Genomic DNA, 26,453 nt, shown 5'->3' with positions numbered 1-26,453 from the left:
TTCTCCTTCATTGGATCCATTCGTGTCGTTGAGCGTGAGCATATCCCGCTTCATGCGCGTGATTCGCTTGTATTGGCGACAATCACACCGTACAGTTCTGGTGAACGTGCTGTATAGGCATACGCAACGACGCGTGAGGAGCGACATGGCCAAGCGGAAACGCCTGAATACCGGTGTCGAGTGGGTGCAGCTGGAGACGACGGCCGCCGACTGGAAAGCCGCCGACCCGGCACTGCTGGGCACCATGCTCGGTCAGCTGCACCTGATCCGGGCGTTCGAGGAAGCCGTGCTCGATCTCGCCGGCGCGGGGCTCGTCCACGGCCCCGCGCACTCGAGCATCGGTCAGGAAGGCGGAGCGGTCGGCTCCATCGTGGGACTGCGGCCCGCCGACGCCGTGAACGGGTCGCACCGCGGGCACCACCAGTTCCTCGCGAAGACCCTCGCCTACGTCTCGGGCGGCACCCTCGACCCCCAGGCCCTGGTCACCCCCGACGTGCAGCGACTGCTGGATCGCACCCTCTCCGAGATCCTGGGCCTGGCGTCGGGCTTCTCCGGCGGACGCGGCGGATCGATGCACCTGCAGTGGCTCGAGGCCGGAGCGCTCGGCACCAACGCGATCGTGGGTGGCGGGGCGCCGCTGGCCACGGGTCACGCGTGGGCGCAGAAGCACGCCGGAACCACCGACGTGTCGGTGAACTACTTCGGTGACGGCTCGAGTCAGATCGGCTCGGTCCTGGAATCGATGAACCTCGCGTCGACGTGGAAGCTGCCGGTCGCCTTCTTCGTGGAGAACAATCTGTACGCGGTCTCCACCCGCGCCGACGAGGCCAGCGCCGACACCCGGTTCTCGGTGCGGGGCCAGGGCTTCTCGATTCCCGCGTGGCGGGTCGACGGCATGGATCCGCTCGCGGTGCACCTCGCCATGGGCGAGGCGCTGGACCGGATGCGCGCTGGCGACGGTCCCGCGATCGTCGAGGCCGAGGTCTACCGCTTCTTCCACCAGAACGGCCCCTACCCCGGGAGCGCCTTCGGCTACCGCACGAAGGACGAGGAGGGCCAGTGGCGTGCGCGCGACCCTCTGGAGCGCGTGAGCACCGAGATGCGCCGCCTCGGCCTGCTCGACGACGCCGAGGCCGCCGCGGTGCGCGAGCAGGCGGTCGCCGCGATGGCACAGGCCGTCGCCGCCGTCGTCGAGCCCGACCCCGAGCGCCCCGGGCGCCGACGTATCCGTCCCGAGCTGTGGCCCGACCCGGCCGTCGTCGACACCGGCATCCGGGGGGATGCTTCCGAACTCGAGTCCTGGGACGCGGCCGAACCGACCGACTGGGCCGGCCCGTGGCGAGACGTGAAGTTCGTCGACGCGGTTGCCCAGACCATGGATCGGCGCATGGAGACCGACCCGCGCATCGTCGTGCTCGGCGAGGACGTGCATCGCCTCGGCGGCGGGACCAACGGCGCGACGAAGGGGCTGGTCGAGAAGTACGGCCCCGATCGTGTGATCGGCACCCCGATCAGCGAGAACGGCTTCTTCGGCGCTGCCGGAGGGATGGCTCTGGACGGCCGGTTCCGCCCCGTCGTGGAGTTCATGTACCCCGACTTCATGTGGGTCGCCGCCGACCAGGTGTTCAACCAGGTCGGCAAAGCGCGGCACATGTTCGGTGACAACAACACCGTGCCCCTCGTCCTGCGGACCAAGGTCGCGATGGGATCCGGGTACGGCTCGCAACACCTCATGGACCCCGCGGGCATTTTCGCCACGCAGGCGGGGTGGCGCATCGTCGCCGCCTCCACGGCCGCCGACTATGTCGGGCTCATGAACGCCGCGCTGGCCCTCGAGGACCCGGTGCTCGTCATCGAGCACGTCGATCTCTACGGCACGCCGGATCGGGTGCCCGACACCGACCTCGACTACATCATTCCGCCGGGCCGGGCGGCGATCCGCCGTGTGGGCTCCGCGGTCACCGTGCTCACCTACCTGTCGATGGTCGGGCATTCGCTCGAGGCGGTGGAGCAGACGGGAGTGGATGCCGAGGTGATCGACCTGCGCTGGCTCGACCGCGCCTCACTGGACTGGGACACCATCGGCGAGAGCATCCGCAAGACCAACGCGGTGCTGATCGTCGAGCAGGGGTCCCGCGGGCCGTCGTACGGCGGATGGCTGTCGGACGAGATCCAGCGCCGGTTCTTCGACTGGCTCGATCAGCCGATCGAGCGCGTGACCGGTGGCGAAGCCAGTCCGAGTATCTCGAAGGTGCTCGAGCGGGCGGCGATCGCCCGCACCGAGGAGGTCGTCGCGGGCCTCGAGCGCGTCCGCGCGGCGGGAGGAATCGTCTGATGGCTGTCATCGTGCGCATGCCCGAGGTCGCCACCGGTGCGGCCGAGGCGGCGATCCAGAGCTGGCTCGTCGAGGTGGGCGCCCCGGTCGCTGCCGGTCAGGCGATCGTCGAGATCGAGACCGAGAAGGCGGTGGTCGAGTACGAGGCGGAGCGTGCGGGGACACTCGCGGGCATCCTCCTTCCGGCCGGCGACGCGGCCGGCGTCGGGGTGCCGATCGCCGTGCTCGCGGAGGAGGGCGAGAGTCTCGACGCCGCTCTCGCCGCCGCCGGGGAGTCCGCGCCTCGCGAGCTCGCGCCGGAAGAGGTCGTCGCCGTCGAACCCGAGGAGGCCGCGAACTCCGCCGTCGCCCCCGACGGTCCGCCCGCCGTGGACGCCCCGTCGGCGACACAGACCTCCGGCGGGGGAGAGGAGCGGCGCATCTTCGCGTCGCCTCTCGTCCGGCGCCTCGCGAGCGAGCGGGGGGTGGATCTCGCCGACCTGACCGGCTCGGGACCCCGCGGGCGTATCGTCCGCCGTGACCTCGATGCCTGGACTGCGGCGCCGAAGGAACGGCATCCGGATGCCACGGCCCCTGTGTCGGCCCCCGCCGCGCCCGCGCCGGTCGCCGTTCCCACCCCGCCCGCGGACGCGGGGTACGACGACGTTCCGCACACCGGGATGCGCCGCGCGATCGCGCGGCGACTGAGCGAGTCGAAGGCCACGGTCCCGCACTTCTACCTGCAGGCGGACTGCCGTGTCGACGAGCTCCTCGCGCTCCGCGCGCGCATCAACGAGGGGCGCGAGGAGCGCATCTCGGTCAACGATCTCGTCGTCAAGGCCGTGGCCGGAGCGCTGCGCGCGGTCCCCGAGGCGAACGCGATCTGGACCGAGGATGCCGTGCGCCGCTTCCGCACGGCCGATATCGCCGTGGCGGTGTCGGTGCCAGGCGGACTGCTCACGCCCGTGGTCCGCCAGGCCGATCGTCTGTCCCTGGGTGAACTGGCGGCCACGGTCCGGGACCTGGCCGCGCGGGCCCGGGAGGGGCGCCTGAAGCAAAGCGAACTCGAGGGCGGATCGTTCTCGGTCTCGAATCTCGGCATGTACGGGACGACGTCGTTCTCGGCGATCATCAATCCGCCACACGCGGGCATCCTCGCCGTGGGCGCGGCGACCCGGCGTCCGGTGGTCGAGGCCGACGGGTCGCTGTCCGCGGCGACGGTCATGTCGGTGACGCTGTCGGCCGACCACAGGGTCCTGGATGGCGCGCTGGCGGCGCAGTGGCTCGCGGCGTTCGTGGCAAGAATCGAGAATCCGCTGCAGATCCTGCTATGAATCGCCCCGGACCTCGGCCCACCGTTTCCCAACGGTGCGCCGAACCGGCACGCTGGGAGGACACGTCTGCGACCGTCCGCGGACCGGAGGAGAGGAACGCCCGTGCCCCGCATTGCCGTCATCGGAGGAACCGGCTACGCCGGTAGCCACATCGTCGCCGAAGCCGTCCAGCGCGGCCACACCGTCGTCTCGGTCGCCCGCTCGGTTCCGGCCGAGCGCATCGAGGGGGCCACCTACATCGAGGGCACTGTGCTCGATGTTCCCGGGCTCGTGGCCGAGCTCGAAGGTGTCGACGTGGTGGTGTCGGCCGTTGCCCCGCGCGGCGACATGCTCGGCAACCTCCGCCCCGCGATCGCAGAGCTCGTCGTTGCTCTCCCCGAGAACGTGCGTCTGGGCATCGTCGGCGGAGCGGGCGGGTCCCTCGTGGCAGAGGGCGGCCCGCGCGTGATCGACACCGACGGCTTCATCGAGGAGTACAAGCCCGAGGCGCGCGAAGCGATCGGCATCCTCGAAGACCTCGAGTCAGACGCGTCCGGGCACGACTGGTTCTTCGTGCACCCGGCCGGCGGGTTCGGCGTGTGGGCGCCGGGGGAACGCACCGGAACGTACCGCGACGGCGGCGACGTGCTGGTCGTCGACGACAACGGCGACTCGTACATCTCCGGCGCCGATTTCGCCGTCGCCGTGCTCGACGAGATCGAGAACCCGCGTCACTCGCGCGGTCGCTTCACGGTCGGCTACTGACGCCAACAACGACGGCGCCGCCCGGGGTTCGGGCGGCGCCGTCGTCGTTGTTCAGACCAGATCGCGCCAGTCGATCAGATCGGTGTCGGTGGTCGGCACCTCACCGGTCGCGGGGGCCGCGGCATCCGAGACGGTCGCGATCGACATCGTGTCGGTCGGCGGCCCCATCACCGTGGCCTCGTCGCGGCGGTGACTCAGCACATCGTCGATGTAGGAGGTGACGACCTCGGCCAGGGGGACGGAGCGTCCCCGCGCCTGTGACATGTACCAGCGGTGCTCGAGCACCTGGTGGAACACCTCGGCGGGTTCGAGCTTCGCGCGCAGGTCGAAGGGGATCGACATGACGATCGGCTCGAACACGCGCGTCAGCCACTCGTGCGCGACCATCTCCTCGTCGGCGCCGAGGCGCGAGACACGGGCGCGGAACTCGTCGAGGTCGTTCAGCAGGCGACGCGCCTGGTTCTCCTCGACGTCCAGACCGGTCAGTCTCAGCAGGCGTCGCTGGTGATGGCCGGCATCGACGACCTTGGGCTGGATCGACACGCGCGTGCCGTCGCTGGTGGTGCGGATCGACATCTCGCCGATGTCGAAGCCCAGGGCGTTCAGGCGGTGCACGCGTTCGGTGATGCGCCACGACTCGTCGACGGCGAACGTCTCCTTGTCGGTGAGGGCCCCCCACAGCGAGTGGTACGACGACACCAGGCCGTCGGCGACGGCGACGGCATCCACGCCCCCCTCGAGGCGTCCGCCGGCCTCGAGGTCCATGATCTCGCCGGCGATGTTGGTGCGGGCGACGTCGAGGTCGTGCGCGCGCTGCCCGGGGGTCAGACGGTTGCCGTGCAGTTCTCCGGTCTCGGCGTCGACGAGGTAGGCCGCGAACTCTCCCGCGTCGCGGCGGAACAGGGTGTTCGACAACGACACGTCGCCCCAGAAGAAGCCCACGTTGTGCAGGCGCACGAGCAGCACCGCCAGGGCGTCGACCAGACGCGTCGCCGTGTGCGGGCGGAGCACCTGGGTGAAGAGGGCCCGATAGGGGAGCGAGAAGCGCAAGTGCGCGGTGACGAGCGCCGCGGGGAGGGGGCGCCCCGAGGCATCCGTGCGTCCGGCGATGACGGCGACCCGGTCGACGCACGGCGCCGCGAGGCGGTCGAGGTTGCCGAGCATGTCGTATTCGCGGCGCGCCATCTCCTCGGTGGTCTCCTTGATCGCGACCACGCGTCCGGAGAGGTTGGCAAATCGCACGAGGTGACGCGAGATGCCCTTGGGGAGGGCGACGATGTGCGAACTTGGCCACTCGGCGAGCGAGGTCGACCAGGGCAGCTGCAAAAGGCCGGGGTCGACGGTGCTGGCGGTGATGCTGAGGGATTCAGCCACGGTTCCTCCGGGAAAACGGGTGCGGCGCGGGGAGTCGTCGAAGACTCCCCGCGCCGCGACGGTGCATGAGATCAGGCCGAGGCGATGGCCTTGTCGGTGAGGCGGTCGCCCGACTCGAGGTCGAAGACGTGCACGTGACCCGGGATCGGGGCGAGCACGACGGTCTCGCCCGCGTGGGGGTGACGGCGGCCGTCGACGCGCGCGACGATGTCGGTGCGCTTGCCGTTGATGTCGGTGTGGCCGTACAGGTAGCCGTCGGCGCCGAGCTCCTCGACGAGGTCGACCACGACCGACAGGCCGTGGCCGTCGGCCGGAGCGACCTGGATGTCTTCGGGGCGGACACCGATGGTGACCTCGCTGCCGTGGGCCTTGCCGATGACGTCGGCCTCAACGGGGACGATGAGGTCACCGAAGCGCACGCCGCCCTCGGCCAGCGCGACGGGGAACAGGTTCATCGCGGGCGAGCCGATGAAGCCGGCGACGAAGACGTTCTTCGGCTTCTCGTACAGGTCGCGCGGGGTGCCGACCTGCTGGAGCACGCCGTCCTTGAGCACGGCGATGCGGTCGCCCATGGTGAGGGCCTCGGTCTGGTCGTGCGTGACGTAGACCGTGGTGACGCCGAGGCGGCGCTGCAGCGACGCGATCTGCGTGCGCGTCTGGACGCGGAGCTTGGCGTCGAGGTTCGACAGCGGCTCGTCCATGAGGAACACCTGGGGCTGGCGCACGATGGCACGGCCCATGGCGACGCGCTGACGCTGGCCACCCGAGAGGGCCTTCGGCTTGCGGGTCAGGTACTCCTCGAGGTCGAGGAGCTTGGCGGCCTCGAGCACGCGGGCCGCGCGCTCTTCCTTGCCCACACCGGCGATCTTGAGCGCGAAGCCCATGTTCTCGGCGACGGTCATGTGGGGGTACAGCGCGTAGTTCTGGAACACCATCGCGATGTCGCGGTCCTTGGGCGGCACGTCGGTGACGTCGCGGTCACCGATGAGGATGCGGCCGGAGTTGACCTCTTCGAGGCCCGCGAGCATGCGCAGCGACGTGGACTTACCGCAGCCCGAGGGGCCGACCAGAACGAGGAACTCGCCATCGGCGACCTCGAGGTTCAGCTTGTCGACCGCGGCACGAGTGCCGCCGGGGTACAGGCGGGTTGCGTTGTCAAAGGTGACGGACGCCATTTCTTCTTCTCCTTCACCGGCAGGTACGTGCCGGACGATCCGTAGTGAATGGAATGAACGGGGGCGACCCCGTGCGCGTACAGCAGTGGACGCAGGGTCAGTATGGCATGTGTCTGGGCATTTCTCAGCCAGGGTTACTACGATCGGACCTCGTTCGCCCCACCCGAGCGTTCCCCATCATCGTCAGCGATTTCCGTCGCGCCCGAGAGGTTTCATGTCCAACGACCAGACCCCGAATGTGCCCGCCGAACGTGCTCGCCGCGAGGCCGTGCGTGAGAAGGCGCAGCAGGTCAAGGCGCGACAGAAGCGGGCGCGGATCCTTCGTCGTTCGCTCCTCACGGTCGGTGCCGCCGCGGTCGTCGCGGTCGGTGCGGTCGGTGTGACCTCGGCGCTGTCGTCGCATGACTCGCGGTCGCAGGCGTTCCCGGATGCCGCGTCCGACGACGGATTCGTCGTCACCGCTGCGACGGGGATCGCCGACCCGCTCGCCGATCAGACCGTCGACGGCAACGCCTCCGCGCTCGCGGCCGAGGCAACGCCCACGGTGGCCCCGACTCCCGCGCCCACCACGACGGCGGCGCCGGTCGACATTCGTGTCTACGTCGACTACCTCTCCACCGAGGCTCGGGAGTTCCAGCTCGCTAACGCCGAGCAGCTATCGAAGTGGGTCTCGCAGGATGCCGCGTCGCTGACGTACTACCCCGTGGCGATGCTGACGTCGAAGTCGAACGGCACGAAGTACAGCCTGCGTGCGGCGGGGGCCGCGGCGTGCGTCGCGACCCAGGCGTCGGACCGGTTCTTCGCCTTCAACCACGAGCTGCTGACCAATCAGCCGGCGGTCGACTCCGAGGGCTACAGCGACGAGAAGCTCGCCGACATGGCGCAGGGCGCCGGTGTCGGCAACCCCGACGAGGTGCGCGCGTGCATCGAGGACGAGACCTACACGGGCTGGGCGAAGGCGGCCACCGATCGCGCGATCAAGGGGCTCCCCGACACCAAGGGGCAGACGTTGACGGCGACTCCCACGGTCCTGGTCAACGGCACGCCCTACGTCGGCCGCATGGACGACCCCAAGGAGTTCGCGCAGTTCGTGCTCACGGTCGACAGCAACGCCTACTACTCCACGGCGACGCCGACTCCCACCCCCACTCCCGCCGGCTGACCCGCGCTCGGGCGTGGAGGGGCGCGGTCGCGCCTGGATAGACTGGCCGTCTCGCCGGCTTGGCGCAATTGGTAGCGCACCGTACTTGTAATACGGGGGTTGCAGGTTCAAGTCCTGTAGCCGGCACCGAAATGCCCCGATGAACCTTCGCACGGTCCGCGATCGGGATCCGTCGCCGACCGCCGCGCACGCGCGGAGGAGGCGGGGCTCCGGTCGCCGTGGCGTCCGGAGCCCCCGATCGGTGATCGTTACTGCCGGGTGGTTGGGAGGCTGAGCTGGCGCATCGCCTCAGCATCTCGGGCGGTCCACACGGTGCCGTCGGTGGCGATGGCGAGCGCGTGGTTGTTGCCTTGGGCCCAGTCTCCGGTGAGAGAGGTGAACGTCTGTGAGGCGGGGGAGACGGTGGTGATTCCGCCGTTCCACCAGACGGGGGCGACGTAGGAGATGCGTCCGTCTTCGCCGAGGACGTAGCTGTGGGCGGCGGTGGCTTTGGCGCGGCCGGGGAGGGGGATCTGTCTCATCTGGTTACCGTCTTGGGTCATCCAGGCGGTGCCGTCGGTGGCGATGGCGAGCGCGTAGTTGTTGCCTTGGGCCCAGTCTCCGGTGAGAGAGGTGAACGTCTGTGAGGCGGGGGAGACGGTGGTGATTCCGCCGTTCCACCAGACGGGGGCGACGTAGGAGATGCGTCCGTCTTCGCCGAGGACGTAGCTGTGGGCGGCGGTGGCTTTGGCGCGGCCGGGGAGGGGGATCTGTCTCATCTGGTTACCGTCTTGGGTCATCCAGGCGGTGCCGTCGGTGGCGATGGCGAGCGCGTAGTTGTTGCCTTGGGCCCAGTCTCCGGTGAGAGAGGTGAACGTCTGTGAGGCGGGGGAGACGGTGGTGATTCCGCCGTTCCACCAGACGGGGGCGACGTACGAGATGCGTCCGTCTTCGCCGAGGACGTAGCTGTGGGCGGCGGTGGCTTTGGCGCGGCCGGGGAGGGGGATCTGTCTCATCTGGTTACCGTCTTGGGTCATCCAGGCGGTGCCGTCGGTGGCGATGGCGAGCGCGTAGTTGTTGCCTTGGGCCCAGTCTCCGGTGAGAGAGGTGAAGGTCAGCGAGGCGGGGGAGACGACGGTGACGCAACCGTCGCCGACGAAAGAGATGCGTCCGTCTTCACCGAGAACGTAACCGTGGCCCGCGGTGGAAACCGTGGATCCACACTTCAGCTTCTCCGCCAGCGCGGCGAAGGTCGAAATTCCCGTCGAATCAAAGTTCGGCGCGGCTGATGGTGCCGCGGGCGCCGCGGCGCGGGCCGGGGTGGTGCGAGCCTGAGAAGGCACACCGGTGAATGTCCTCGTCTCCGTGGCGCCTCCGCTCAGCGACACCCTCACGCTCATGGAGGTGCCGGACACCCCGCGGAACGACGCGCTGCCGGAGAACTTGGCGGTGTCACCGTCCACCACGACCGTGGCCGGTGTGACGACGTTCCCATCGTCTTTACGGAGCGCGAGGACCTTTCCGACGGGCAGGGAGAACGTCTCTCCACATCCGTTGGTGAAGTTCACGTTCCCCGTGAGATTGCCCTTTAACTTCAGCTTCCCGGAGAACTGCGCCTTCTGGATCTGCGCCTCGACTACTCCTCTTGTATGTGCAGGCAGCGAGATCGTCTGGCTGGGAACGGTCCACGCGCTGGTCAGCGTCGTGGTCGTCGTGTCCGTGTACTTGACTCCAGACTCAACCTGCCAAGAGACATTCGCTGACGCGTTGAAGAATCCCGCGGTGAACCCGACCGTCGCCGACGCTCCGGTGACATTACTCAGCCCCTTCTCAACCGTCGCCGTCGTCGTATCCCACGTCGTGAAGGTGTTGGACTGCGAAGTGAGCGTCTGAGCGTACGGAAGATCGTTCTGGAGCGTGGTCGTGTACGCCGTGTAGGGCGCGTCATACGTCGCCTTCAGGTTGGTGGGCGTCACCTTGGCTTTGTCGAGTTGCACGTGGCTGGTGTCGACCCGCACACCCCGGAGCTCGGGGATCGCCAGGGCTGTCACGAGATCGAATGACGTACTCGCCTCCGCAGCCTGCGCCGGCGCCGGGGGGATGAGGGACAGTGCTAGGGCGCACGCCATCGCGCCGCCCAGTAATGCGGCCGTGGTGGTTTTCATGTGGATTACCCTTCGTCGTTGAATGAGTGTGGTTCCGCCCCGGTGACACGCGCCGGGCCGGGACCGAAGCCACCATGACGCTCGTGCGGGACATTCGAGCCGCGAGTCCCCCGATGCCACGGGAAACGGCCGCCGACTTCATGTCGGTGTCACCCGGCCCTGCACACCGGGCTCACCAGAGCGGCGCCGCGATGCTCCGGAGGTCAGGGCATCTGTCTGACCGGCATGTTTACTCGTCCCCGCACGGATCGAATCGCGACCGCCGCCCTACGATCGAACATGGCGTCGGTGGCCTCAACGTCAACGTCGACGATGTCGAGGGGAGACGGGCATGTCGGAGCGACGATCGCGCGGGATCGCCGTCGGCGGAGCCGTGCTCATCGGCTCGCTGACCGCCGTTCAGGCGCGCGTCAATGGCGCTCTCGGTGCCGAGATGGGCGACGGCATCCTCGCGGGGGCGGTGTCGTTCGGATCAGGCCTCGTCATCGTCGCGGTGCTGTGCGCCCTGATCCCGACGGGCCGGGCCGGGGTGGGACGACTGGCCCGTGGCATCCGAGGTCGATCCGTTCCGATGTGGATGCTGATCGGGGGCGTGGCGGGGGCGTTCACCGTCGCCAGCCAGGGGCTCACGGTCGCCACGATCGGCGTCGCTTTGTTCACCGTCGGCTTCGTGGCCGGACAGACCGCGGGCGGCCTCGTGCTCGATCGCATCGGCCACGGTCCGGGGGGTGTCGTTCCGGTGACGGTGCGCCGCGTTGCGGGTGCGCTGCTGGTGTTCGTCGCGGTGGCGGTGTGCGTGGCGGGAGATCGCCTCGCGGGGGTGCCGGTGTGGATGCTCGTCGTACCGGTCGTCGCGGGCGCGGCTGTCGCTTGGCAGCAGGGGACCAACGGCCGACTGCGCGTGCGAGTCGATAGCCCCCTCACCGCGACCCTGGTGAACTTCGTCGGCGGCACTGTAGTGCTCATCGTGGCGGCTGCGGTGCACCTCGCGTTCGTCGGCGCACCGCGCACCGTGCCGACGGCTCCGTGGCTCTACCTCGGCGGGGCGATCGGCGTGGTCTACATCTTCGTCTCGGCCGTGGTCGTGAAGCGGATTGGTGTGCTGCTGCTCGGCCTCGGCTCGGTGGTCGGGCTGCTCACCACCTCCGTCGTGCTCGACGCGGTGGCTCCGGCACCGGCGGCGCCGCCCACGATCATCGCCCTCGTCGCGGCGGCGGTCGCCATCACCGGTGTGATCATCACGGCGGTGCCGTGGCCTCGTCGTTCGCGAGGCTGACCCCCGCCGGCGGGATCAGAGGTGTGCTTCCTCGACCTTTCGGCGCTTCTTGCCGCCGGGCATCCGCGACAGGTGCTTCGTGGCATCCACGGTCTTGCGTCGCGACGGCCGTGACCGCGCCGGCTTGCCGCCGATGTACAGCCAGCCCAGCAGCACCTCGCCCTTGGCGAGGCCGTGCGCCTTGGCGAGCACCTTGCTGCGGGTGTTGTCGTCGGTGCGCCAGAACACGCCGAAACCGGCCTCGTCCAGAACCAGGCTCAGCATGTGGGCGACTCCGGATGCCACGGCCTCCTGCTCCCACGCGGGGATCTTCTTCGAGCTGAGGTCGGCGACCACCGCGATGATCAGCGGAGCGCGCCGAGGCTTGGACGACAGGCCCTTCTTGCCGTCGGCCTTGTTCAGCGCGCGCGCCAGGGTGTCACGGTCGTCGCCGCGGATCTCGATGAGACGCCAGGGGCGCAGTGATTTGTGATCGGCGACGCGTCCGGCCGCGGCCACGAAGGATTCGAGCTCGGGCCCCGTGGGGGCTTCGTCGGTGACCTTCGACCACGACCGGCGGTCGCGCATGGCCTCGAGCGCGCTCATGCCTCGTCAGCGGGGGTGAAGCTCAGCGACAGCGAGTTCATGCAGTAGCGGTCGCCGGTGGGCGTGCCGAACCCGTCGGGGAAGACGTGTCCGAGGTGCGAACCGCAGGCAGCGCATCGCACCTCAGTGCGCTGCATGCCGTGGCTGCTGTCGTCGAGCAGCTGAACGGCCTCGGGGCGCACCGACTCGTAGAAGCTCGGCCACCCGCAGTGCGAGTCGAATTTCGTGCCGCTCTGGAACAGCTCGGCTCCGCACGCGGCACAGGCGTAGAGGCCGGCGCGGCTTTCGTCGAGCAACTCACCGGTCCAGGCGCGCTCGGTGCCAGACTGCCGCAGCACGGCGTACTGCTCGGGCGTGAGCTCGGCACGCCACTGGTCGTCGGACTTTTCGACGGCATACGTCATGAATGGTCTCCTTCGTCTCTTCCATTGTCTCGCGTCGCGCGGGGGTCCAGCCCGTCGCGGCATAATCGCCCGGGTGACCCAGGATGCCGTGACCGCCGTCGTCGATCGCTACGGGCGCTTCGCGCGCGACGAGGCGCCCGGGCGTTCGGCGCTGTACGAGGAGTGGGCGCGGCGGGTGGTCGACGAGCCGTCCGTCACGGAGGCCCTCGCCCGGATTCCGGACGTGCGCCGCCAGCCCCCGCTCGTGTTCGCTGTCCTGCGGCTGCTCGGAGCACCACTCGACGACATCGACGCGTGGGCCGCCTGGGTCGTGGACCATGCCGACGCCATCGCGGCGGAGTGCGGACGCCGCAGCGTCCAGACGAACGAGCCGCTGCGCTGCGCCGCCCTCCTCCCCGCGCTCTCGCTCATCGAGGGACCCATTGCTCTCCTCGAGATCGGGGCGAGCGCCGGACTGTGCCTGTATCCCGACCGCTACTCGTACCGGTTCCGCTCGCCGAAGGGCACCGAGACGGTTCTGCATCCGGTGGGTGGGCCGAGCACCGTCATGCTCGAGAGCGTGGTCGAGGGCGACCCGCCCCTGCGCATGCCCAATGTGGTGTGGCGTGCGGGCATCGACCTGCATCCCCTCGATCCGCGTGATGCGGAGGACCGCGCCTGGCTCACCGGCCTGGTGTGGCCGGGCGAGGAGGGGCGTCTCGAGCGCGTGGCGGCGGCTCTGGATATCGCGGCGGCCGACCCCGCGGTCCTCGTCGCCGGCGACGGGGCCGCGGCGCTGCCCGAACTGGCCTCCCGCGCTCCGCGCGACGCCACGCTCGTCGTCACCACCCCCGGGGTGCTCGCACACGTCCCACGGGTGCATCGAGGACCCGTCATCACCGCGGCGCGGAACGCGGGGCGCTGGATCACCCTGGACGCGGCGGGGTTGCACGATGCCTGGAACGGGATGCCGACGATCCGCCCGGGGGGTTTCGCGCTCGCGCTCGACGGTGATGTGCTCGCCAGCGTCGATCCGCTCGGCGCGTGGGTGGCGTGGCATCCGGAGGTCGGCGACGGCGCGCAGTAGCGTGGCGTGGTGCCCCTCTCCGACCGCGACCGCGCCTTCCTCGCCTTCGAGGGTGAGTGGCGTCGCCACGGCGGTGCGAAAGAAGAGGCGATCCGCGCAGAGTTCGATCTCGCGCCGGCACGGTACTACCAGCTCCTGGGGCGTCTGCTGGACGACCCCGAGGCTCTCGCCCACGACCCCATGCTCGTGCGCCGCCTGCGTCGGCGGCGCGACGAGGCCGCTCAGCAGCACCGCGCCCGCCTGGGCCGCACCGCGGTCCGCTGACGGGGGTCGGCGACCCTGACCGATACCATCGTCCAATGCCCAAATCGACCTTCCCTCGGGATCGCTTCGACGACCTGACGTCCGATGCCGGTCGAGTCGGCGCGCACCGAGCAGAGACCCCTCGGTCTCGGGGCTGGGTCGTTTTCCTCTGGGCGGTTCTGATTACCATCGTGCTCGTGATCGTTGGGATCTTCGGCACCCTCGTGGCATCCGGTCGGATCTCGCTCGGATCGGAGCCCGCACCGACGCCGACGGTCGTCGAGACCCCTCCCGCGGTGACTGACACCTCGTATTCGGTCGTCGTTCTCAACGGGACGGCCGACGAGGGGCTCGCGGGGAACCTTCGCGATCAGATCGTGCAGGCGGGCTGGGCAGGCGACGCCGTGCAGACGGGCGACTCCGACACGACCGACTTCCCCACGACGACGGTGTACTACCGGGGCCCGGAAGACGAAGAGGCTGCTCGCGGACTCGCCAACGTCATCGGGGGAGCGGAGATCGCTCAGGACAGTTTCCTGCAGCCCACCGACGACCCGAACACCCCCGATGACGAGAGCGCCGAGAAGCGCCTGGTCGTGGTGATCGGACTCGACCGCGCGGCCGGCCAGCCCACCTCCTGAGGGCCTTCGCGGGCCCGTGTTTCCGCGGCGTAAAAAGTTGGATGCACGCGTGTCAACAATGCCCCTGCGGGCCTCGGCGGCCCGTGTCCGCGTGCTTACGATGACCTCGTCATTCAGCAACAGGAGATTCGCATGACGCAGGGCACCGTCAAATGGTTCAACGCCGAGAAGGGTTACGGCTTCATCACCGTGACGGACGGCCAGGACGTCTTCGTCCATTATTCGAACATCGAGATGTCGGGCTTCCGCGTTCTCGAAGAGGGTCAGGCCGTGGAGTTCACGGTCGGTTCCGGGCAGAAGGGGCCGCAGGCCGAGTCCGTTCGCCTGATGGCCTGACATCGTTCCTCCCCGCCGCCGTGGCATCCCTCACCGGATGCCACGGCGGCGTCGTTCGTGCCGGTGCGGGCGGCTTGCACTCCCCAGGGGCGAGTGCCAGAATGAGTTAGCACTCGCTTTCGTCGAGTGCCAAATCTGGAAGTCACCCGTCCGGGAGGGACGACACACTTATGGCAAAGATCATCGCTTTCGACGAAGAGGCCCGCCGCGGCCTCGAGCGTGGCCTCAACACGCTGGCCGACGCCGTCAAGGTGACCCTGGGCCCTCGCGGCCGCAACGTCGTGCTCGAGAAGAAGTGGGGCGCTCCCACCATCACGAACGACGGTGTCTCGATCGCCAAGGAGATCGAGCTCGACGACCCGTACGAGAAGATCGGCGCCGAGCTGGTCAAGGAGGTCGCCAAGAAGACCGACGACGTCGCCGGTGATGGCACCACCACCGCGACCGTCCTCGCTCAGGCACTCGTGCGCGAAGGTCTGCGCAACGTCGCAGCCGGCGCCGACCCCATCTCGCTCAAGAAGGGCATCGAGAAGGCCGTCAAGGCCGTGACCGACGAGCTGCTCGCCTCCGCCAAGGAGGTGGAGTCGAAGGAGCAGATCGCCGCCACCGCGTCGATCTCGGCCGCTGACCCCGCCATCGGCGCGCTCATCGCCGAGGCCATCGACAAGGTCGGCAAGGAGGGCGTGGTCACCGTCGAGGAGTCCAACACCTTCGGCACCGAGCTCGAGCTCACCGAGGGTATGCGCTTCGACAAGGGCTACCTGAACCCCTACTTCGTCACCGACCCCGAGCGTCAGGAAGCGGTCTTCGAAGACCCGTACATCCTCATCGCGAACCAGAAGATCTCCAACATCAAGGACCTTCTGCCCATCGTCGACAAGGTGATCCAGGAGGGCAAGGAACTCCTCATCATCGCCGAGGACGTCGAGGGCGAAGCTCTGGCGACGCTGGTGCTCAACAAGATCCGCGGCATCTTCAAGTCGGCTGCCGTCAAGGCGCCCGGCTTCGGCGACCGCCGCAAGGCTCAGCTCCAGGACATCGCGATCCTCACGGGCGGCCAGGTCATCACCGAAGAGGTGGGCCTCAAGCTCGAGAACGCGACCGTCGACCTGCTCGGCCGTGCGCGCAAGGTCATCATCACCAAGGACGAAACGACCATCGTCGAGGGTGCCGGTGACTCCGCGCTGATCGAGGGTCGCGTGACCCAGATCCGTCGCGAGATCGAGAACACCGACAGCGACTACGACCGCGAGAAGCTCCAGGAGCGCCTCGCCAAGCTCGCCGGTGGCGTTGCCGTCATCAAGGCGGGCGCGGCCACCGAGGTCGAGCTCAAGGAGCGCAAGCACCGCATCGAAGACGCCGTGCGCAACGCCAAGGCTGCCGTCGAAGAGGGCGTCGTCGCCGGTGGTGGCGTGGCCCTCATCCAGGCCGGCAAGACCGCGTTCGCGAACCTCGAGCTCTCGGGCGACGAGGCGACCGGCGCGAACATCGTCAAGGTCGCCATCGAGGCTCCGCTCAAGCAGATCGCGCTCAACGCCGGTCTCGAGCCGGGTGTCGTGGCCAACAAGGTCGCCGACCTCCCCGTCGGACACGGCCTGAACGCCGCGACCGGTGAGTACGGTGACCTCTTCGCGCAGGGCATCATCGACCCCGCCAAGGTGACCCGCTCGGCGCTGCAGAACGCCGCGTCGATCGCCGGTCTGTTCCTCACGACCGAGGTCGTCGTTGCCGACAAGCCCGAGAAGGCCTCGGCGGCTCCCGCCGACCCGACCGGTGGCATGGACTTCTGATCCACGCCTAGGCATCACAGAGAAGGTCCCCTCCTCCGGGAGGGGACCTTCTTTCGTGTCCTCAGCGAGTGGCGTTCCTGGGCTGCCCTGACGGGCGCCGGCTCAGGATGCCGCGGGCGACTCATTCGTGTCGGGCCGGAATTCCTCGGGCAACCGATCGAGCGGTCGGGTCTCGATGAGGGCGTGCTCCTGGGCGTCGCGACGCTCGGCCAGGGGGAGGGACACTCGGAAGGTCGCCCCGCCGCCCGGGGTGTCGTACACCTCGACGGTGCCGTGCAGCAGATCGACGATGGATGCCACGATCGACAGCCCCAGGCCCGAGCCGCCGGTCTCGCGAGTGCGCGAGGTGTCGGCGCGCCAGAAGCGCTGGAAGATCTGCTCGCGGATCTGCTCGGGAACGCCCTCGCCGTGGTCGACGACCTCGATCCACCCCATGTCGGCCTCGGCATCCACGCCCACGCGCAGGCCGATGGGGGAGTCGTCGGATGTGAAGCGCCGCGCGTTGCCGAGGAGGTTCGCCACGACCTGGCGCACGCGGTTCTCATCGCCCAGCACGATGGGGGCCAGCCGCGGCGTGTTCCGTGCCGGGGGTGCGACCGGAATCGGTGCCGTCGCGGCGTCGCCGTCGGCAGGGGATGCCGTGACCTCGGGCGTCTCCCTCTGGCGGCGTCGCAGTCGCGACAGGGTGGCCCCGGCGATCGCCATCGCCGAGGTGGTCGGTGCGGACCTCCGCCGCGCCGCCGACGCCTCACTCGCCGATTGGCCCGTGTCGAGCGTCATCATCGGCAGGACCAGCTCGTCACGGCTGGTCGTGTCATCGACGGTCACCTCGCGCTGCGGCGACGTCACGCGGAGGTCGAGGGCGGCGTCCCGGGCGATTGGGCGCAGGTCGAGGGTCGTGATCGCCACGTCGCGGCGCTCGTCGAGGCGCGCCAGGGCGAGGAGGTCTTCGACCAGCGCTCCCATCCGGATCGCCTCTTTCTCGATGCGCTCCATGGCCTGGGCGACGTCGTCGTCGGAGCGGATCGCCCCCATCCGGTACAGCTCCGCGTAACCGCGCATCGTCACGAGCGGAGTGCGGAGCTCGTGGCTCGCGTCACCGATGAACCGGCGCATCTGGCGCACCGTGGCATCCCGCTGGTTGAGGGCCCCGTCGATGCGCGCGAGCATGGCGTTGATCGCCGCCTTCAACCGCCCCACCTCGGTGTCGGGCACGATGTCGGTGAGGCGCTGGCTGAAGTCGCCGGCGGCGATGTCCATCGCCGTGGTCTCGACCTGGCCGAGGCTGCGGAAGGTCAGCGTTACCAGCCATCGGGTCAGAAGGGCGCTGGCGATGAGGATCAGCAGGGCGACGAACCCGTAGATGCCCACATAGGCCGCGACGATCCGGTCGGTGGGGGCCAGCGGCTGGATCACCATCTGGGTGTACACGCCGTTGTATCCCGGCAGGACGAGCTGGCCCACGCGGGCGAGAAAGTGCTGCCCGGAGACGGGGTCCTCGAGATCGATGCGACGGTCGACCTGGCTGTAGGTCTGCTCTACGGTGAAGGTCTCGGGGAGCTGTGGCACCGTCTTCATGGGAGTGCCGTTGTAGAAGGCCTCCCGCTGACCGTCGGGGCCGTACACGACGACCATCGAGCCAATCTGCGGGGCGTTGTCGAGCTGGGTGAACGACAGCTGCCCGTCGATGTCGCTGGTGAGGAAGATGCTGTTGGCGATGTTGCCCGCCGCCTGCTGCCCCAGCTGCTCGTCGAGGTTGTTGATGAGCGTCGTGCGGAGGAAGACCATCGTCCCGATGCCGGCCGCGAACAAGCCGACGGCCAAGAGCGTGACGGTGACGCCGGTGACCTTCGTGCGAAGGCTCAACCGGCGCCACCAGCGCGTCAGCGCATCGTCGGAGTTCTCCAGGATCGCCCCCGCTCAGGCGCTCTTGCCGGACTTCAGCATGTAGCCGAAGCCGCGCTTGGTCTGGATGAGCGGCTCGGAGGAGTGCGGATCGATCTTGCGGCGCAGGTAAGAGATGTAGCTCTCGACGATGCCGGCGTCGCCGTTGAAGTCGTACTCCCACACGTGGTCGAGAATCTGAGCCTTCGACAGCACGCGGTTGGGGTTGAGCATGAGGTAGCGCAGGAGCTTGAATTCGGTGGGGCTGAGGTCGATGGATACGTCGCCCACGCTGACGTCGTGGGTGTCCTGGTCCATGGTCAACTCGCCCGTGCGGATGACCGACTCCTCGTCGGCCTGCATCGTGCGGCGCAGGATCGCCTGGATGCGGGCGACGATCTCGTCGAGGCTGAAGGGCTTGGTGACGTAGTCGTCGCCGCCGGCGTTGAGGCCGGTGATCTTGTCTTCGGTCTCGTCCTTCGCGGTGAGGAAGAGGATGGGAGCGGTGTAGCCGGCCCCACGAAGACGCTTGGTGACACTGAACCCGTTCATGTCGGGCAGCATCACGTCGAGCACAATGAGGTCGGGTTCCTCTTCGAGGACGGCCGAGATGGTCTGCGCGCCGTTGCCGACGGCCCGGACCTGGAATCCGGCGAAACGCAGGCTCGTGATGAGCAGGTCGCGGATGTTCGGTTCGTCGTCCACGACGAGGATGCGCGGTGCAGTCATGCGCCCATTATCGTGACTTCACCCAAGGAACCGCTGGATATCGCGTGAAACGCCGCGCACTGATATGGCTCAGGCCGCGACGGCGCCGATCCCATCGGCATCCAAAATGGTGTAGGCGTAGCCCTGCTCAGCCAGGAACCGCTGGCGGTTCTGGGCGAAATCCTGGTCGACGGTGTCGCGGGCGATCAGCGTGTAGAAGCTCGCCGTGTGCCCGGACTGCTTCGGACGCAGGAGGCGTCCGAGGCGCTGAGCCTCTTCTTGGCGCGAGCCGAACGACCCCGACACCTGCACGGCCACCGAGGCCTCGGGCAGATCGACCGAGAAGTTGGCCACCTTCGACACCACCAGCAGCGAGATCGTGCCCTCGCGGAAGGCCTGGAAGAGCTGCTCGCGCTCGGCGACGGGGGTCGCCCCCGTGATCTTCGGGGCGTTCAGCGCCTCGGCCAGTTCGTCGATCTGGTCGAGGTACTGTCCGATCACGAGGACGCGTTCACCCGGATGCCGCTCGACGAGGCGCTTGACGACGTCGATCTTCGCGGGGGCCGTGGCGGCGAGGCGGTAACGCTCCTCGTCGGCGGCGGCGGCGTACTCGAGTCGCTCGCCGGCGGGCAGGTCGATGCGGACCTCGTAGCAGGCGGCCGGGGAGATGAAGCCCTGCGCCTCGATCTCTTTCCACGGCGCGTCGAACCGTTTGGGGCCGATGAGGCTGAAGACGTCGCCCTCGCGGCCGTCTTCGCGCACGAGGGTCGCGGTGAGGCCGAGACGCCGGCGCGCCTGCAGATCGGCGGTCAGCTTGAACACGGGAGCCGGCAGCAGGTGCACCTCGTCGTAGAGCACCAGACCCCAGTCGAGGGCGTCGAGCAGCGCGAGGTGGGCGTACTTCCCGCCACGTTTGGCGGTGAGGATCTGATAGGTCGCGATCGTGACCGGCTTGATCTCCTTCGACTGGCCGGAGTACTCGCCGATCTCCTCGGGGGTCAGGGTCGTGCGGCGCAGCAGCTCGTCGCGCCACTGTCGCGCGCTCACCGTGTTGGTCACGAGGATGAGCGTGGTCGTGCGGGTCTGGGCCATCGCCCCGGCGCCGACGAGCGTCTTTCCGGCGCCGCAGGGGAGAACCACCACGCCCGAGCCGCCCTCGGAGAACGAATCGACCGCCTGGCGCTGGTACGGGCGCAGGTTCCACCCATCCTCGTCGAGGTCGATCGGGTGGGGCGTGCCGGGGGTGTAGCCGGCCAGATCTTCGGCGGGCCAGCCGATCTTCAGCAGTTCCTGCTTGATGTGGCCGCGAGCCCACGCGTCGACCGTATAGCTGTCGGGGGTGGGGTGCCCGATGAGCAGCGGCGCGATGCGCTTGTTGCGCGAGACCTCGCTGAGCACCGCCGGGTCGGTGGAGCGCAGCACCAGCGCGCCCTCGTCGTCGCGCTCGATCACGAGGCGCCCGTAGCGGTTCACCGTTTCGCGGATGTCGGTACTCACCGAGGCCGGCACCGGGAAGCGCGACCATTGGTCGAGCGTGTGCAGCATGGCCTCGGCGTCGTGCCCGGCGGCACGGGCGTTCCACAGCCCCAGCCGGGTGATGCGGTACGTGTGGATGTGCTCCGGTGCGCGCTCGAGCTCGGCGAACACGGCAAGTTCGTGCCGCGCCGTTTCCGCGTCGGGATGCGCGACCTCGAGGAGTACCGTGCGGTCGCTTTGAACGATGAGGGGGCCGTCAGCCATAGCGTTCGAGTCTAACCGTCCTCGCTGCGAGGGGCCGCGTCCAGGCGCGACGGGTCAGGCGACAGGACGCACCGAGTCGATGTGAGACAGCGGGACGGTGCGCTCGACGTCGGCGCCGCGGTCGCGGCCGCGCAGCCGTCCACCGCCGAGTCCGGTCGCCTCGAGGCGGAATACCCGCGACGATCCGTCGGGCAGGCGCACGGTCACGTCGACGACCGCACGAGCGCGCACCGCCTGGTCGAGCTCGCGTTCCAGCCAGGCGGCATCCGAGTCCTCCCCGCCCGCCCGCAGACGTGCGAGGAGGGGGGCGTAGACGTCGTCGGCGTCGTCGGGCACGGGGGTGGTCACGAGCCGTGCGCGCTCCACGGCGCGCGGGGCGCCGTGCGCATCGACAGCCACCGCGGGGTAGCGGGCGTCGTTCAGGGCCCAGAACACCACGTCGGCGGCGACGTGGGTAACGAGTTCGTCGTGTTCGCGGGAGATCGCGATCGACCGCAGCGCGGTGTCGACCTCCATCGCGCGAAGGAGGGTCTCGTCGTCGGTGGTGACCCGGGTGAGACCGGATGCCGCATCCGCGGCGACACGCACGCGCCCGTGCTCCGCCGACGTGCGTTCGATGACGTAGGCCAGAGGTTGGGGGAGGCCGGTGAGAGAGATCTCGGTGAGGAACTCGCGCAGGCTCTCTGCCGTCTCGCCGGCGGTGATCGCCGCCCCGATGGATGCCGCGCTGAAGCGGTAACTGGACGCTTGTGCGCGCGACTCTCGCAGCGCCATTCCGCGCAGGCGCACGTCGAGGTGCGGTGCGAGAGGACCGGGGGCGATCGCGGTGAGATCGTTCTGAAGGTAGACCCGGTCGACTTCGGGCGGGAGGAGTTCCCGCAGCGTCGACACATCGAGGTCACCACCGTCGCGGAGTCCCTGCCCCCACGGCGTCTCGCCGCCCTGGGCGTCGAGCAGGCCCCAGGTGCGCAGGCGATGCGTCCACCGGGCTGCTCGTTCGGGACCGTTCGGGTCGAACGGCGTCGCCCCCGCCCACTCCGGCTGCGGGATCCATCCGCCGGCGGCGGTGCGGTAGGCCCGCGGGAGCGCCTCGCGAAGACTCCGCGCCGTGGCCGCCCAGCGGTCCAGGGTGGGTAAGCGCAACCAGGCGCGTCCTGCCGGGGTCACGAGCCACGCGCGGCCGTTCGATCCCAGCAATCCCACCCGGGCACCCATGCCCACCAGGAGATCGGCGTCGTCGGGCGAGGGCACCGCGCCGGCCTCGACGAGCCGGCGGCGCTCGGTCGCCCCGAGGGACCCCGAGCCGATTCGTCCCAGAGGGGTCTCGAGGGTGAGGAGCAGGACGTCTGCGAGCGCCGCGGCGCTGGTGAAGGCCGCCTCGGCGGCGGCGTCATCGTGCGATCCGCCGAGGGAGGGGCGCGTTGTGGGCGCCTCGGCGAGGCCGTCGGGAGCCGCTTCGCGCACGGCGTCGCTCACTGCGGTGTACGGCATCCCCTCGTCGTCAACGAGGGCACGGCGGCGCAGGGCGTCGCCGAGCTCGCCGCGCGCCGGCTCACCCTCTCGCGCTGCGGCGAACAGCGCCTCGGCTTCGGGACGGGTGAGTGGGGGCAAAGCCCGGGCCACGGAGGCAGGGTCGAGGAGGGCGTCGGCCGCGTCGAACATGTCGCGCCACATCGCCGAAGCGGAGACCCCGCGATCGGCGAACAGTCGAGCGAGGGAATCGTCGGTCAGGGCGCTCAGCGAGACCGCCAGTGCGCGTTGGTCGGAGGTCTCGGACACGGTTAACGTCCCTTGTTAGCTCGCGCCCTTCGCACGAAGCTCATGATGAGCACGGCCATCATCATGAGGAAGGCGACGGGGAGGGCGATGAGGGGGAGGAGTACCAGCGTCGGCCAGATGCCTTCGCCGAAGTTCGTGACGCCGGCGGGTCGGGCAAGGATGACAACGAAGAAGCACACGATCGAGACGATTCCCAATCCCAAAGACATGAATGCCAGAATGCGATCGATCCGACGGATCGGAACGTCGTCGTCGGGGGTGCGCGTGCTCATCGGGCTCAGCCTACTGCCTGGCGGGCGTGCCGTAGGCTGAAGGGCCGGGATCCGATCGGGTCCCGCGTTCCGCCGCGCTATCGCGCACACACTCAGTGAGGTGTCCATGCCCACCGGCAAGGTCAGGTTCTACGACGACGAGAAGGGCTTCGGCTTCGTCACGACCGATGACGGCCAGGATGTGTTCCTGCACGTCACGGCCCTGCCCGCCGGGACCCCCGCGCCCAAGGCCGGAACGCGTCTGGAGTTCGGTGTCGCCGACGGCAAGCGGGGCCTCCAGGCCCTGTCGGTGCGCGTGCTCGATGCCCCCGTGAGCCTGTCGAAGCGTGCTCGCAAGCCCGCCGACGACATGGCGATCATCATCGAAGACCTCGTGAAGCTGCTCGACGGCATCGGCGGTGACCTTCGCCGCGGTCGCTACCCCAACGGTCCCCACGCGCAGAAGATCGCCGCGGTGCTGCGCAAGGTCGCCGATGACTTCGAAGCCTGAGCAGGTCGCCGACGAGCGGCTGCTGCACGCGCACGATCTGGCCCTCGCGGCCCTTCGTGAGATCACCCCGGCCGACACCATCGGCCCGGCCGCCGGGTACACGGTAGAAGACGACGGCGTCGTCTCTCTGCTGTTCCACACGCGGCTCGCCGGCTACCCGGGGTGGCACTGGACCGTGAGCGTCGCCGTGGTCGAGGAGTCGGAGCCGACGGTGCTGGAAGCCGAGCTTCTTCCCGCCGAGGGCGCCCTGTTGGCGCCGGAGTGGGTGCCGTGGGCGACCCGGCTGGCGGAGTACCAGGCAGCTCAGGTCGCTGCGGCTGCCGCGCGCGACGACTCCGACGACGATTCCGACGACGACGATTCGGATGACGACGAGTTCGACGACGACGACGCGGACGACGACGACGCGGATGATGAGCCGACGGCGCGCCTGCACGCGGGCGACCTCGACGGCGTCGACATCGATGAGCTCGACGACTCCGATGAGCTCGACGACTCCGACGACTCCGACGAGGACGACGTCGAGAGCGATGACGAGGACTCGGATGACAACGCGGAAGACTCCGAGGATGACGACGAGTCTGACGACGATGACGACGAGCGCGAACGCAGCTACTGACCCGATTGCGCCCGCGCTCTCGGCGCCCTGATGTGGCTCGTCGCCCACGAAGAAAGCCGCCCCGTGTTCTCCGGGGCGGCTTTCTTCGTGGGAACTTCGATCAGCCCTGCGGCAGGTGCTCGATGGTGTAGTCGATCGCTCCGATGAGGCGACGGACGTCGTCGGGTTCGATCGAGACGAACGTCGCAACCCGCAGCTGGTTGCGTCCGAGCTTGCGGTACGGCTCGGTGTCCACGATGCCGTTCGCCCGCAGACTCTTCGCGATGGCGGCGGCGTCGATCGACGCGTCGAAGTCGACCGTGACCACCACGGGGGAGCGGTCGTCGGCTGCCGCGACGAACGGGGTGGCGACCGCGCTCTTCTCTGCCCAGTCGTACAGCGCCGACGACGATTCGGCGGTGCGGGCACCGGCCCACGACAGCCCGCCGTTCTCGAGGATCCAGCCGAGTTGCTCGTCGAGGAGGAGCAGCGTCGACAGGGCGGGGGTGTTCAGCGTCTGCTGCAGACGCGAATTGTCGAGCGCGTTCTTCAGGCTCAGGAACTCGGGGATGTACCGGTCGGATGCCGCGAGCTTCTCGATGCGCTCGATGGCGGCCGGCGATACGGCGGCGTACCAGAGGCCCCCGTCGGAGCCGAGATTCTTCTGCGGCGCGAAGTAGTACACGTCGGCCTCGGTGACGTCGAAGTCGATGCCGCCCGCGGCGCTGGTGGCGTCGATGACGGTGAGGGCGCCGGCATCCCCGTGCACCCGTGCGACGGGGGCAGACACCCCTGTCGAGGTCTCGTTGTGCGGCCACGCGTAGACGTCGACACCCTCGACCGCTTCCGCGGTGGCACGCGTACCCGGTGCGGCGCGACGGACGTCGGGAGCCTGGAGCCACGGCGCGGCGGCGGCCCCGGCGAACTTGCCGCCGAATTCGCCGAACACCAGGTTCTGGCTGCGGTTTTCGATGAGGCCGAAGGCGGCGGCATCCCAGAATGCCGTCGACCCGCCGTTGCCGAGGATGATCTCGTACCCGTCTGGGAGACGGAAGAGCTCGGCGAGGCGTTCGCGCGTGCTGGCGACGAGGTTCTTGACGGGCGCCTGGCGGTGCGAGGTACCGAGAATGGTCGCTCCGCGGGTCACGAGCGCCTCGAGCTGCGCTCCGCGCACCTTCGAGGGGCCGCATCCGAAGCGGCCGTCGGCGGGCAGGAGGTCGGTGGGCAGATCCACGTGCGGCATGGGTCGATTCTAGGGTGGGGGACCGTCGCAACCCGCGCTCGTGTCGGAGGGGGTCGGTAGGCTGGCATGACACGCCGCGACGCCCGAGGACTCTGAATGACCGATCTCATCGACACCACCGAGATGTACTTGCGCACGATCCTCGAACTCGAGGAAGAGAACATCGTTCCCCTGCGCGCGCGCATCTCTGAGCGCCTGGGTCACTCCGGTCCGACCGTTTCGCAGACCGTGGGGCGCATGGAGCGCGACGGTCTCGTGGTGGTGTCCGAAGACCGACGCCTCGAACTCACCGCAGACGGCCGGCAGAAGGCCGTCGACGTCATGCGCAAGCACCGGCTGGCTGAGCGCCTGCTCAGCGACGTCATCGGGCTCGATTGGGCGTACGTGCACGACGAGGCCTGCCGCTGGGAACACGTGATGAGTGAGCAGGTCGAGCGCCGCCTCGTCGAACTCCTCGGGCACCCCACCGAGTCGCCCTACGGCAACCCCATTCCCGGCCTCGACCAGCTCGGCGACGCTTCCAGCCCCACCTTCGAAGAGGGCGTGGTGGGTTTGGTTCGCAAGCTGACCGATGCCGGTCACCCGATCTCCGGCACGGTTCGACGTCTCGCCGAGCCCGCGCAGGTCGACCCCGAGCTGCTGCAGCAGCTGAAGGCGGCGGGCGTCCTTCCCGGGGCCCGTGGCGATTACCGCTTCAGCGAGGGCTACGTCCTCGTTCACATGGAGGGCGCCGACGGGGGCCTCGAATTGCCCGTCGAGGTGGCCTCGCACATCTTCCTTCTCGACGAGGCCTGATCTGCGCGCACGCCCCCGCCGTGCCGTGCTGCGCCGGCGAGCAGTCGGGCGCGGGAGCGTGGCATCCCGTGCGTCACCTGTGCGGGTCGTGCCGCGGCGTGACAGTTTCGTTATCTTCCGGTAGCCTCGGAAAGTCCACAGGCGAGAAGCCCGCCGTCGGACCCCTCGCGGTTTGCCTCATCGGCTCGTCGTCCGCAGAGGGTGAAGCCCGCACATCGTGCCCCCATCGAGTGCTGACGAGCCAGCGTCCTAGACGCAGAGGCGCCGGAGGAAATTTGGCTGAACACATCGATCCCGCCGCGGACCTACCCGAGGTCCCCGCGACGGGCCAGACTCGAAAGAGCGCGCGCGCTGCG

At 69.1% G+C, this 26,453-nt stretch carries 24 protein-coding genes and 1 tRNA gene; 14 read left to right on the top strand and 11 right to left on the bottom strand.

Features of this window, described 5'->3' with window-relative positions; genetic code table 11:
- Positions 1–145: 145 nt before the first annotated feature.
- From ACU6WY_RS10365 to ACU6WY_RS10355, 3 genes are all read left to right on the top strand, one after another.
- On the top strand, positions 146–2,335 hold the full coding sequence (locus ACU6WY_RS10365) for an alpha-ketoacid dehydrogenase subunit alpha/beta (RefSeq protein ID WP_483819580.1): 2,190 nt from the start codon (positions 146–148) through the stop codon (positions 2,333–2,335).
- Complete coding sequence (locus ACU6WY_RS10360; RefSeq protein WP_483819579.1) at positions 2,335–3,648, top strand: dihydrolipoamide acetyltransferase family protein; 1,314 nt, start codon at positions 2,335–2,337, stop codon at positions 3,646–3,648. The genes ACU6WY_RS10365 and ACU6WY_RS10360 overlap by 1 nt, the downstream gene beginning before the upstream one ends.
- Before the next feature lie 102 nt (positions 3,649–3,750).
- Positions 3,751–4,392: an NAD(P)-dependent oxidoreductase gene (locus ACU6WY_RS10355; protein ID WP_483819578.1), complete on the top strand. Its 642-nt coding sequence runs from the start codon at positions 3,751–3,753 to the stop codon at positions 4,390–4,392.
- Between the two features lie 51 nt (positions 4,393–4,443).
- Here the strand turns inward: ACU6WY_RS10355 and ACU6WY_RS10350 are convergent, their stop codons facing one another.
- Together ACU6WY_RS10350 and ACU6WY_RS10345 are read right to left on the bottom strand one after the other, a co-directional pair.
- On the bottom strand, positions 4,444–5,766 hold the full coding sequence (locus ACU6WY_RS10350; RefSeq protein WP_483819577.1) for a DUF4032 domain-containing protein: 1,323 nt from the start codon (positions 5,764–5,766) through the stop codon (positions 4,444–4,446).
- A 71-nt stretch (positions 5,767–5,837) separates the two neighbouring features.
- Complete coding sequence (locus tag ACU6WY_RS10345) at positions 5,838–6,941, bottom strand: ABC transporter ATP-binding protein (RefSeq protein ID WP_483819576.1); 1,104 nt, start codon at positions 6,939–6,941, stop codon at positions 5,838–5,840.
- Positions 6,942–7,155: 214 nt separating this feature from the next.
- Between ACU6WY_RS10345 and ACU6WY_RS10340 the strand changes: the two genes are divergently transcribed.
- Positions 7,156–8,103, top strand: a complete 948-nt coding sequence (locus ACU6WY_RS10340; protein ID WP_483819575.1) for a DsbA family protein — start codon at positions 7,156–7,158, stop codon at positions 8,101–8,103.
- Between the two features lie 53 nt (positions 8,104–8,156).
- Positions 8,157–8,229: transfer RNA gene (locus ACU6WY_RS10335), tRNA-Thr, on the top strand.
- 122 nt (positions 8,230–8,351) lie between these two features.
- Here ACU6WY_RS10335 and ACU6WY_RS10330 read toward each other — a convergent pair.
- A complete protein-coding gene (locus ACU6WY_RS10330) occupies positions 8,352–10,247 on the bottom strand; it encodes an ETX/MTX2 family pore-forming toxin (protein WP_483819574.1) in 1,896 nt (631 codons plus the stop codon).
- A 331-nt stretch (positions 10,248–10,578) separates the two neighbouring features.
- Between ACU6WY_RS10330 and ACU6WY_RS10325 the strand changes: the two genes are divergently transcribed.
- Positions 10,579–11,523 carry a DMT family transporter gene (locus ACU6WY_RS10325; protein WP_483819573.1) on the top strand — a complete coding sequence of 315 codons (945 nt, stop codon included), beginning with the start codon at positions 10,579–10,581 and terminating at the stop codon, positions 11,521–11,523.
- A 15-nt stretch (positions 11,524–11,538) separates the two neighbouring features.
- On the opposite strand, the gene ACU6WY_RS10320 is transcribed toward ACU6WY_RS10325, so the two are convergent.
- Positions 11,539–12,108 (bottom strand): nitroreductase family protein, encoded by a 570-nt coding sequence (locus ACU6WY_RS10320; protein ID WP_483819572.1) that lies wholly within the window; start codon positions 12,106–12,108, stop codon positions 11,539–11,541.
- Positions 12,105–12,512 (bottom strand): peptide-methionine (R)-S-oxide reductase MsrB, encoded by a 408-nt coding sequence (gene msrB / locus ACU6WY_RS10315; RefSeq protein ID WP_483819571.1) that lies wholly within the window; start codon positions 12,510–12,512, stop codon positions 12,105–12,107. Before msrB ends, ACU6WY_RS10320 begins: the two co-directional genes overlap by 4 nt.
- A gap of 73 nt (positions 12,513–12,585) precedes the next feature.
- Between msrB and ACU6WY_RS10310 the strand changes: the two genes are divergently transcribed.
- The 5 genes from ACU6WY_RS10310 (at position 12,586) to groL (ending at position 16,588) form a co-directional block, all read left to right on the top strand.
- The gene (locus ACU6WY_RS10310) at positions 12,586–13,578 is read left to right on the top strand and encodes a DUF2332 family protein (RefSeq protein ID WP_483819570.1); all 993 of its coding nucleotides are present in this window, start codon (positions 12,586–12,588) and stop codon (positions 13,576–13,578) included.
- A 9-nt stretch (positions 13,579–13,587) separates the two neighbouring features.
- Positions 13,588–13,842, top strand: a complete 255-nt coding sequence (locus tag ACU6WY_RS10305) for a DUF3263 domain-containing protein (protein ID WP_483819569.1) — start codon at positions 13,588–13,590, stop codon at positions 13,840–13,842.
- A 35-nt stretch (positions 13,843–13,877) separates the two neighbouring features.
- Positions 13,878–14,462, top strand: a complete 585-nt coding sequence (locus tag ACU6WY_RS10300; RefSeq protein ID WP_483819568.1) for a LytR C-terminal domain-containing protein — start codon at positions 13,878–13,880, stop codon at positions 14,460–14,462.
- Between the two features lie 132 nt (positions 14,463–14,594).
- On the top strand, positions 14,595–14,798 hold the full coding sequence (locus ACU6WY_RS10295) for a cold-shock protein (RefSeq protein WP_013585848.1): 204 nt from the start codon (positions 14,595–14,597) through the stop codon (positions 14,796–14,798).
- Between the two features lie 170 nt (positions 14,799–14,968).
- Entirely contained in the window at positions 14,969–16,588 is a 1,620-nt protein-coding gene (gene groL / locus ACU6WY_RS10290) for a chaperonin GroEL (RefSeq protein ID WP_483819567.1), read from the top strand.
- A gap of 102 nt (positions 16,589–16,690) precedes the next feature.
- Here groL and ACU6WY_RS10285 read toward each other — a convergent pair whose 3' ends face one another.
- The 5 genes from ACU6WY_RS10285 to ACU6WY_RS10265 form a co-directional block, all read right to left on the bottom strand.
- Positions 16,691–18,376, bottom strand: coding sequence for a sensor histidine kinase (locus ACU6WY_RS10285; RefSeq protein ID WP_483821900.1), 1,686 nt, complete (start codon positions 18,374–18,376; stop codon positions 16,691–16,693).
- A 132-nt stretch (positions 18,377–18,508) separates the two neighbouring features.
- Positions 18,509–19,201, bottom strand: coding sequence for a response regulator transcription factor (locus ACU6WY_RS10280; RefSeq protein ID WP_483819566.1), 693 nt, complete (start codon positions 19,199–19,201; stop codon positions 18,509–18,511).
- A 69-nt stretch (positions 19,202–19,270) separates the two neighbouring features.
- Positions 19,271–20,920 (bottom strand): DNA repair helicase XPB, encoded by a 1,650-nt coding sequence (locus ACU6WY_RS10275; RefSeq protein ID WP_483819565.1) that lies wholly within the window; start codon positions 20,918–20,920, stop codon positions 19,271–19,273.
- A 54-nt stretch (positions 20,921–20,974) separates the two neighbouring features.
- Positions 20,975–22,699, bottom strand: a complete 1,725-nt coding sequence (locus ACU6WY_RS10270) for a helicase-associated domain-containing protein (protein ID WP_483819564.1) — start codon at positions 22,697–22,699, stop codon at positions 20,975–20,977.
- Positions 22,700–22,701: 2 nt separating this feature from the next.
- Positions 22,702–22,971, bottom strand: coding sequence for a multidrug ABC transporter ATPase (locus tag ACU6WY_RS10265; RefSeq protein WP_483819563.1), 270 nt, complete (start codon positions 22,969–22,971; stop codon positions 22,702–22,704).
- A gap of 106 nt (positions 22,972–23,077) precedes the next feature.
- Here ACU6WY_RS10265 and ACU6WY_RS10260 point away from each other — a divergent pair, with 106 nt between their 5' ends.
- Together ACU6WY_RS10260 and ACU6WY_RS10255 are read left to right on the top strand one after the other, a co-directional pair.
- Positions 23,078–23,461 carry a cold-shock protein gene (locus ACU6WY_RS10260; RefSeq protein WP_483821899.1) on the top strand — a complete coding sequence of 128 codons (384 nt, stop codon included), beginning with the start codon at positions 23,078–23,080 and terminating at the stop codon, positions 23,459–23,461.
- Positions 23,445–24,080 carry a DUF3027 domain-containing protein gene (locus ACU6WY_RS10255; protein ID WP_483819562.1) on the top strand — a complete coding sequence of 212 codons (636 nt, stop codon included), beginning with the start codon at positions 23,445–23,447 and terminating at the stop codon, positions 24,078–24,080. Before ACU6WY_RS10260 ends, ACU6WY_RS10255 begins: the two co-directional genes overlap by 17 nt.
- A gap of 100 nt (positions 24,081–24,180) precedes the next feature.
- Here ACU6WY_RS10255 and serC read toward each other — a convergent pair whose 3' ends face one another.
- Positions 24,181–25,302 (bottom strand): phosphoserine transaminase, encoded by a 1,122-nt coding sequence (gene serC, locus ACU6WY_RS10250; protein WP_483819561.1) that lies wholly within the window; start codon positions 25,300–25,302, stop codon positions 24,181–24,183.
- 96 nt (positions 25,303–25,398) lie between these two features.
- Here serC and ACU6WY_RS10245 point away from each other — a divergent pair, with 96 nt between their 5' ends.
- Positions 25,399–26,097, top strand: a complete 699-nt coding sequence (locus tag ACU6WY_RS10245) for an iron-dependent transcriptional repressor DtxR (RefSeq protein ID WP_483819560.1) — start codon at positions 25,399–25,401, stop codon at positions 26,095–26,097.
- Positions 26,098–26,453: the final 356 nt, after the last annotated feature.

This window comes from Microbacterium sp. ZW3a, assembly GCF_057167165.1.
The sequence above is the reverse complement of the archived record's forward strand: the minus strand, read 5'-3'. Positions and strand labels throughout refer to the sequence as shown.

What these genes read in the sequence shown, in the direction of transcription:
- ACU6WY_RS10365 (WP_483819580.1), top strand. Translation starts at nt 146, where the DNA reads ATGGCCAAGCGGAAACGCCTGAATACCGGTGTCGAGTGGGTGCAGCTG.
- ACU6WY_RS10360 (WP_483819579.1), top strand. Translation starts at nt 2,335, where the DNA reads ATGGCTGTCATCGTGCGCATGCCCGAGGTCGCCACCGGTGCGGCCGAG.
- ACU6WY_RS10345 (WP_483819576.1), bottom strand. Translation starts at nt 6,941, where the DNA reads ATGGCGTCCGTCACCTTTGACAACGCAACCCGCCTGTACCCCGGCGGC.
- ACU6WY_RS10340 (WP_483819575.1), top strand. Translation starts at nt 7,156, where the DNA reads ATGTCCAACGACCAGACCCCGAATGTGCCCGCCGAACGTGCTCGCCGC.
- ACU6WY_RS10330 (WP_483819574.1), bottom strand. Translation starts at nt 10,247, where the DNA reads ATGAAAACCACCACGGCCGCATTACTGGGCGGCGCGATGGCGTGCGCC.
- ACU6WY_RS10325 (WP_483819573.1), top strand. Translation starts at nt 10,579, where the DNA reads ATGTCGGAGCGACGATCGCGCGGGATCGCCGTCGGCGGAGCCGTGCTC.
- ACU6WY_RS10320 (WP_483819572.1), bottom strand. Translation starts at nt 12,108, where the DNA reads ATGAGCGCGCTCGAGGCCATGCGCGACCGCCGGTCGTGGTCGAAGGTC.
- msrB (WP_483819571.1), bottom strand. Translation starts at nt 12,512, where the DNA reads ATGACGTATGCCGTCGAAAAGTCCGACGACCAGTGGCGTGCCGAGCTC.
- ACU6WY_RS10300 (WP_483819568.1), top strand. Translation starts at nt 13,878, where the DNA reads ATGCCCAAATCGACCTTCCCTCGGGATCGCTTCGACGACCTGACGTCC.
- ACU6WY_RS10295 (WP_013585848.1), top strand. Translation starts at nt 14,595, where the DNA reads ATGACGCAGGGCACCGTCAAATGGTTCAACGCCGAGAAGGGTTACGGC.
- groL (WP_483819567.1), top strand. Translation starts at nt 14,969, where the DNA reads ATGGCAAAGATCATCGCTTTCGACGAAGAGGCCCGCCGCGGCCTCGAG.
- ACU6WY_RS10285 (WP_483821900.1), bottom strand. Translation starts at nt 18,376, where the DNA reads ATGGTCTTCCTCCGCACGACGCTCATCAACAACCTCGACGAGCAGCTG.
- ACU6WY_RS10280 (WP_483819566.1), bottom strand. Translation starts at nt 19,201, where the DNA reads ATGACTGCACCGCGCATCCTCGTCGTGGACGACGAACCGAACATCCGC.
- ACU6WY_RS10275 (WP_483819565.1), bottom strand. Translation starts at nt 20,920, where the DNA reads ATGGCTGACGGCCCCCTCATCGTTCAAAGCGACCGCACGGTACTCCTC.
- ACU6WY_RS10265 (WP_483819563.1), bottom strand. Translation starts at nt 22,971, where the DNA reads ATGAGCACGCGCACCCCCGACGACGACGTTCCGATCCGTCGGATCGAT.
- ACU6WY_RS10260 (WP_483821899.1), top strand. Translation starts at nt 23,078, where the DNA reads ATGCCCACCGGCAAGGTCAGGTTCTACGACGACGAGAAGGGCTTCGGC.
- ACU6WY_RS10255 (WP_483819562.1), top strand. Translation starts at nt 23,445, where the DNA reads ATGACTTCGAAGCCTGAGCAGGTCGCCGACGAGCGGCTGCTGCACGCG.
- serC (WP_483819561.1), bottom strand. Translation starts at nt 25,302, where the DNA reads ATGCCGCACGTGGATCTGCCCACCGACCTCCTGCCCGCCGACGGCCGC.
- ACU6WY_RS10245 (WP_483819560.1), top strand. Translation starts at nt 25,399, where the DNA reads ATGACCGATCTCATCGACACCACCGAGATGTACTTGCGCACGATCCTC.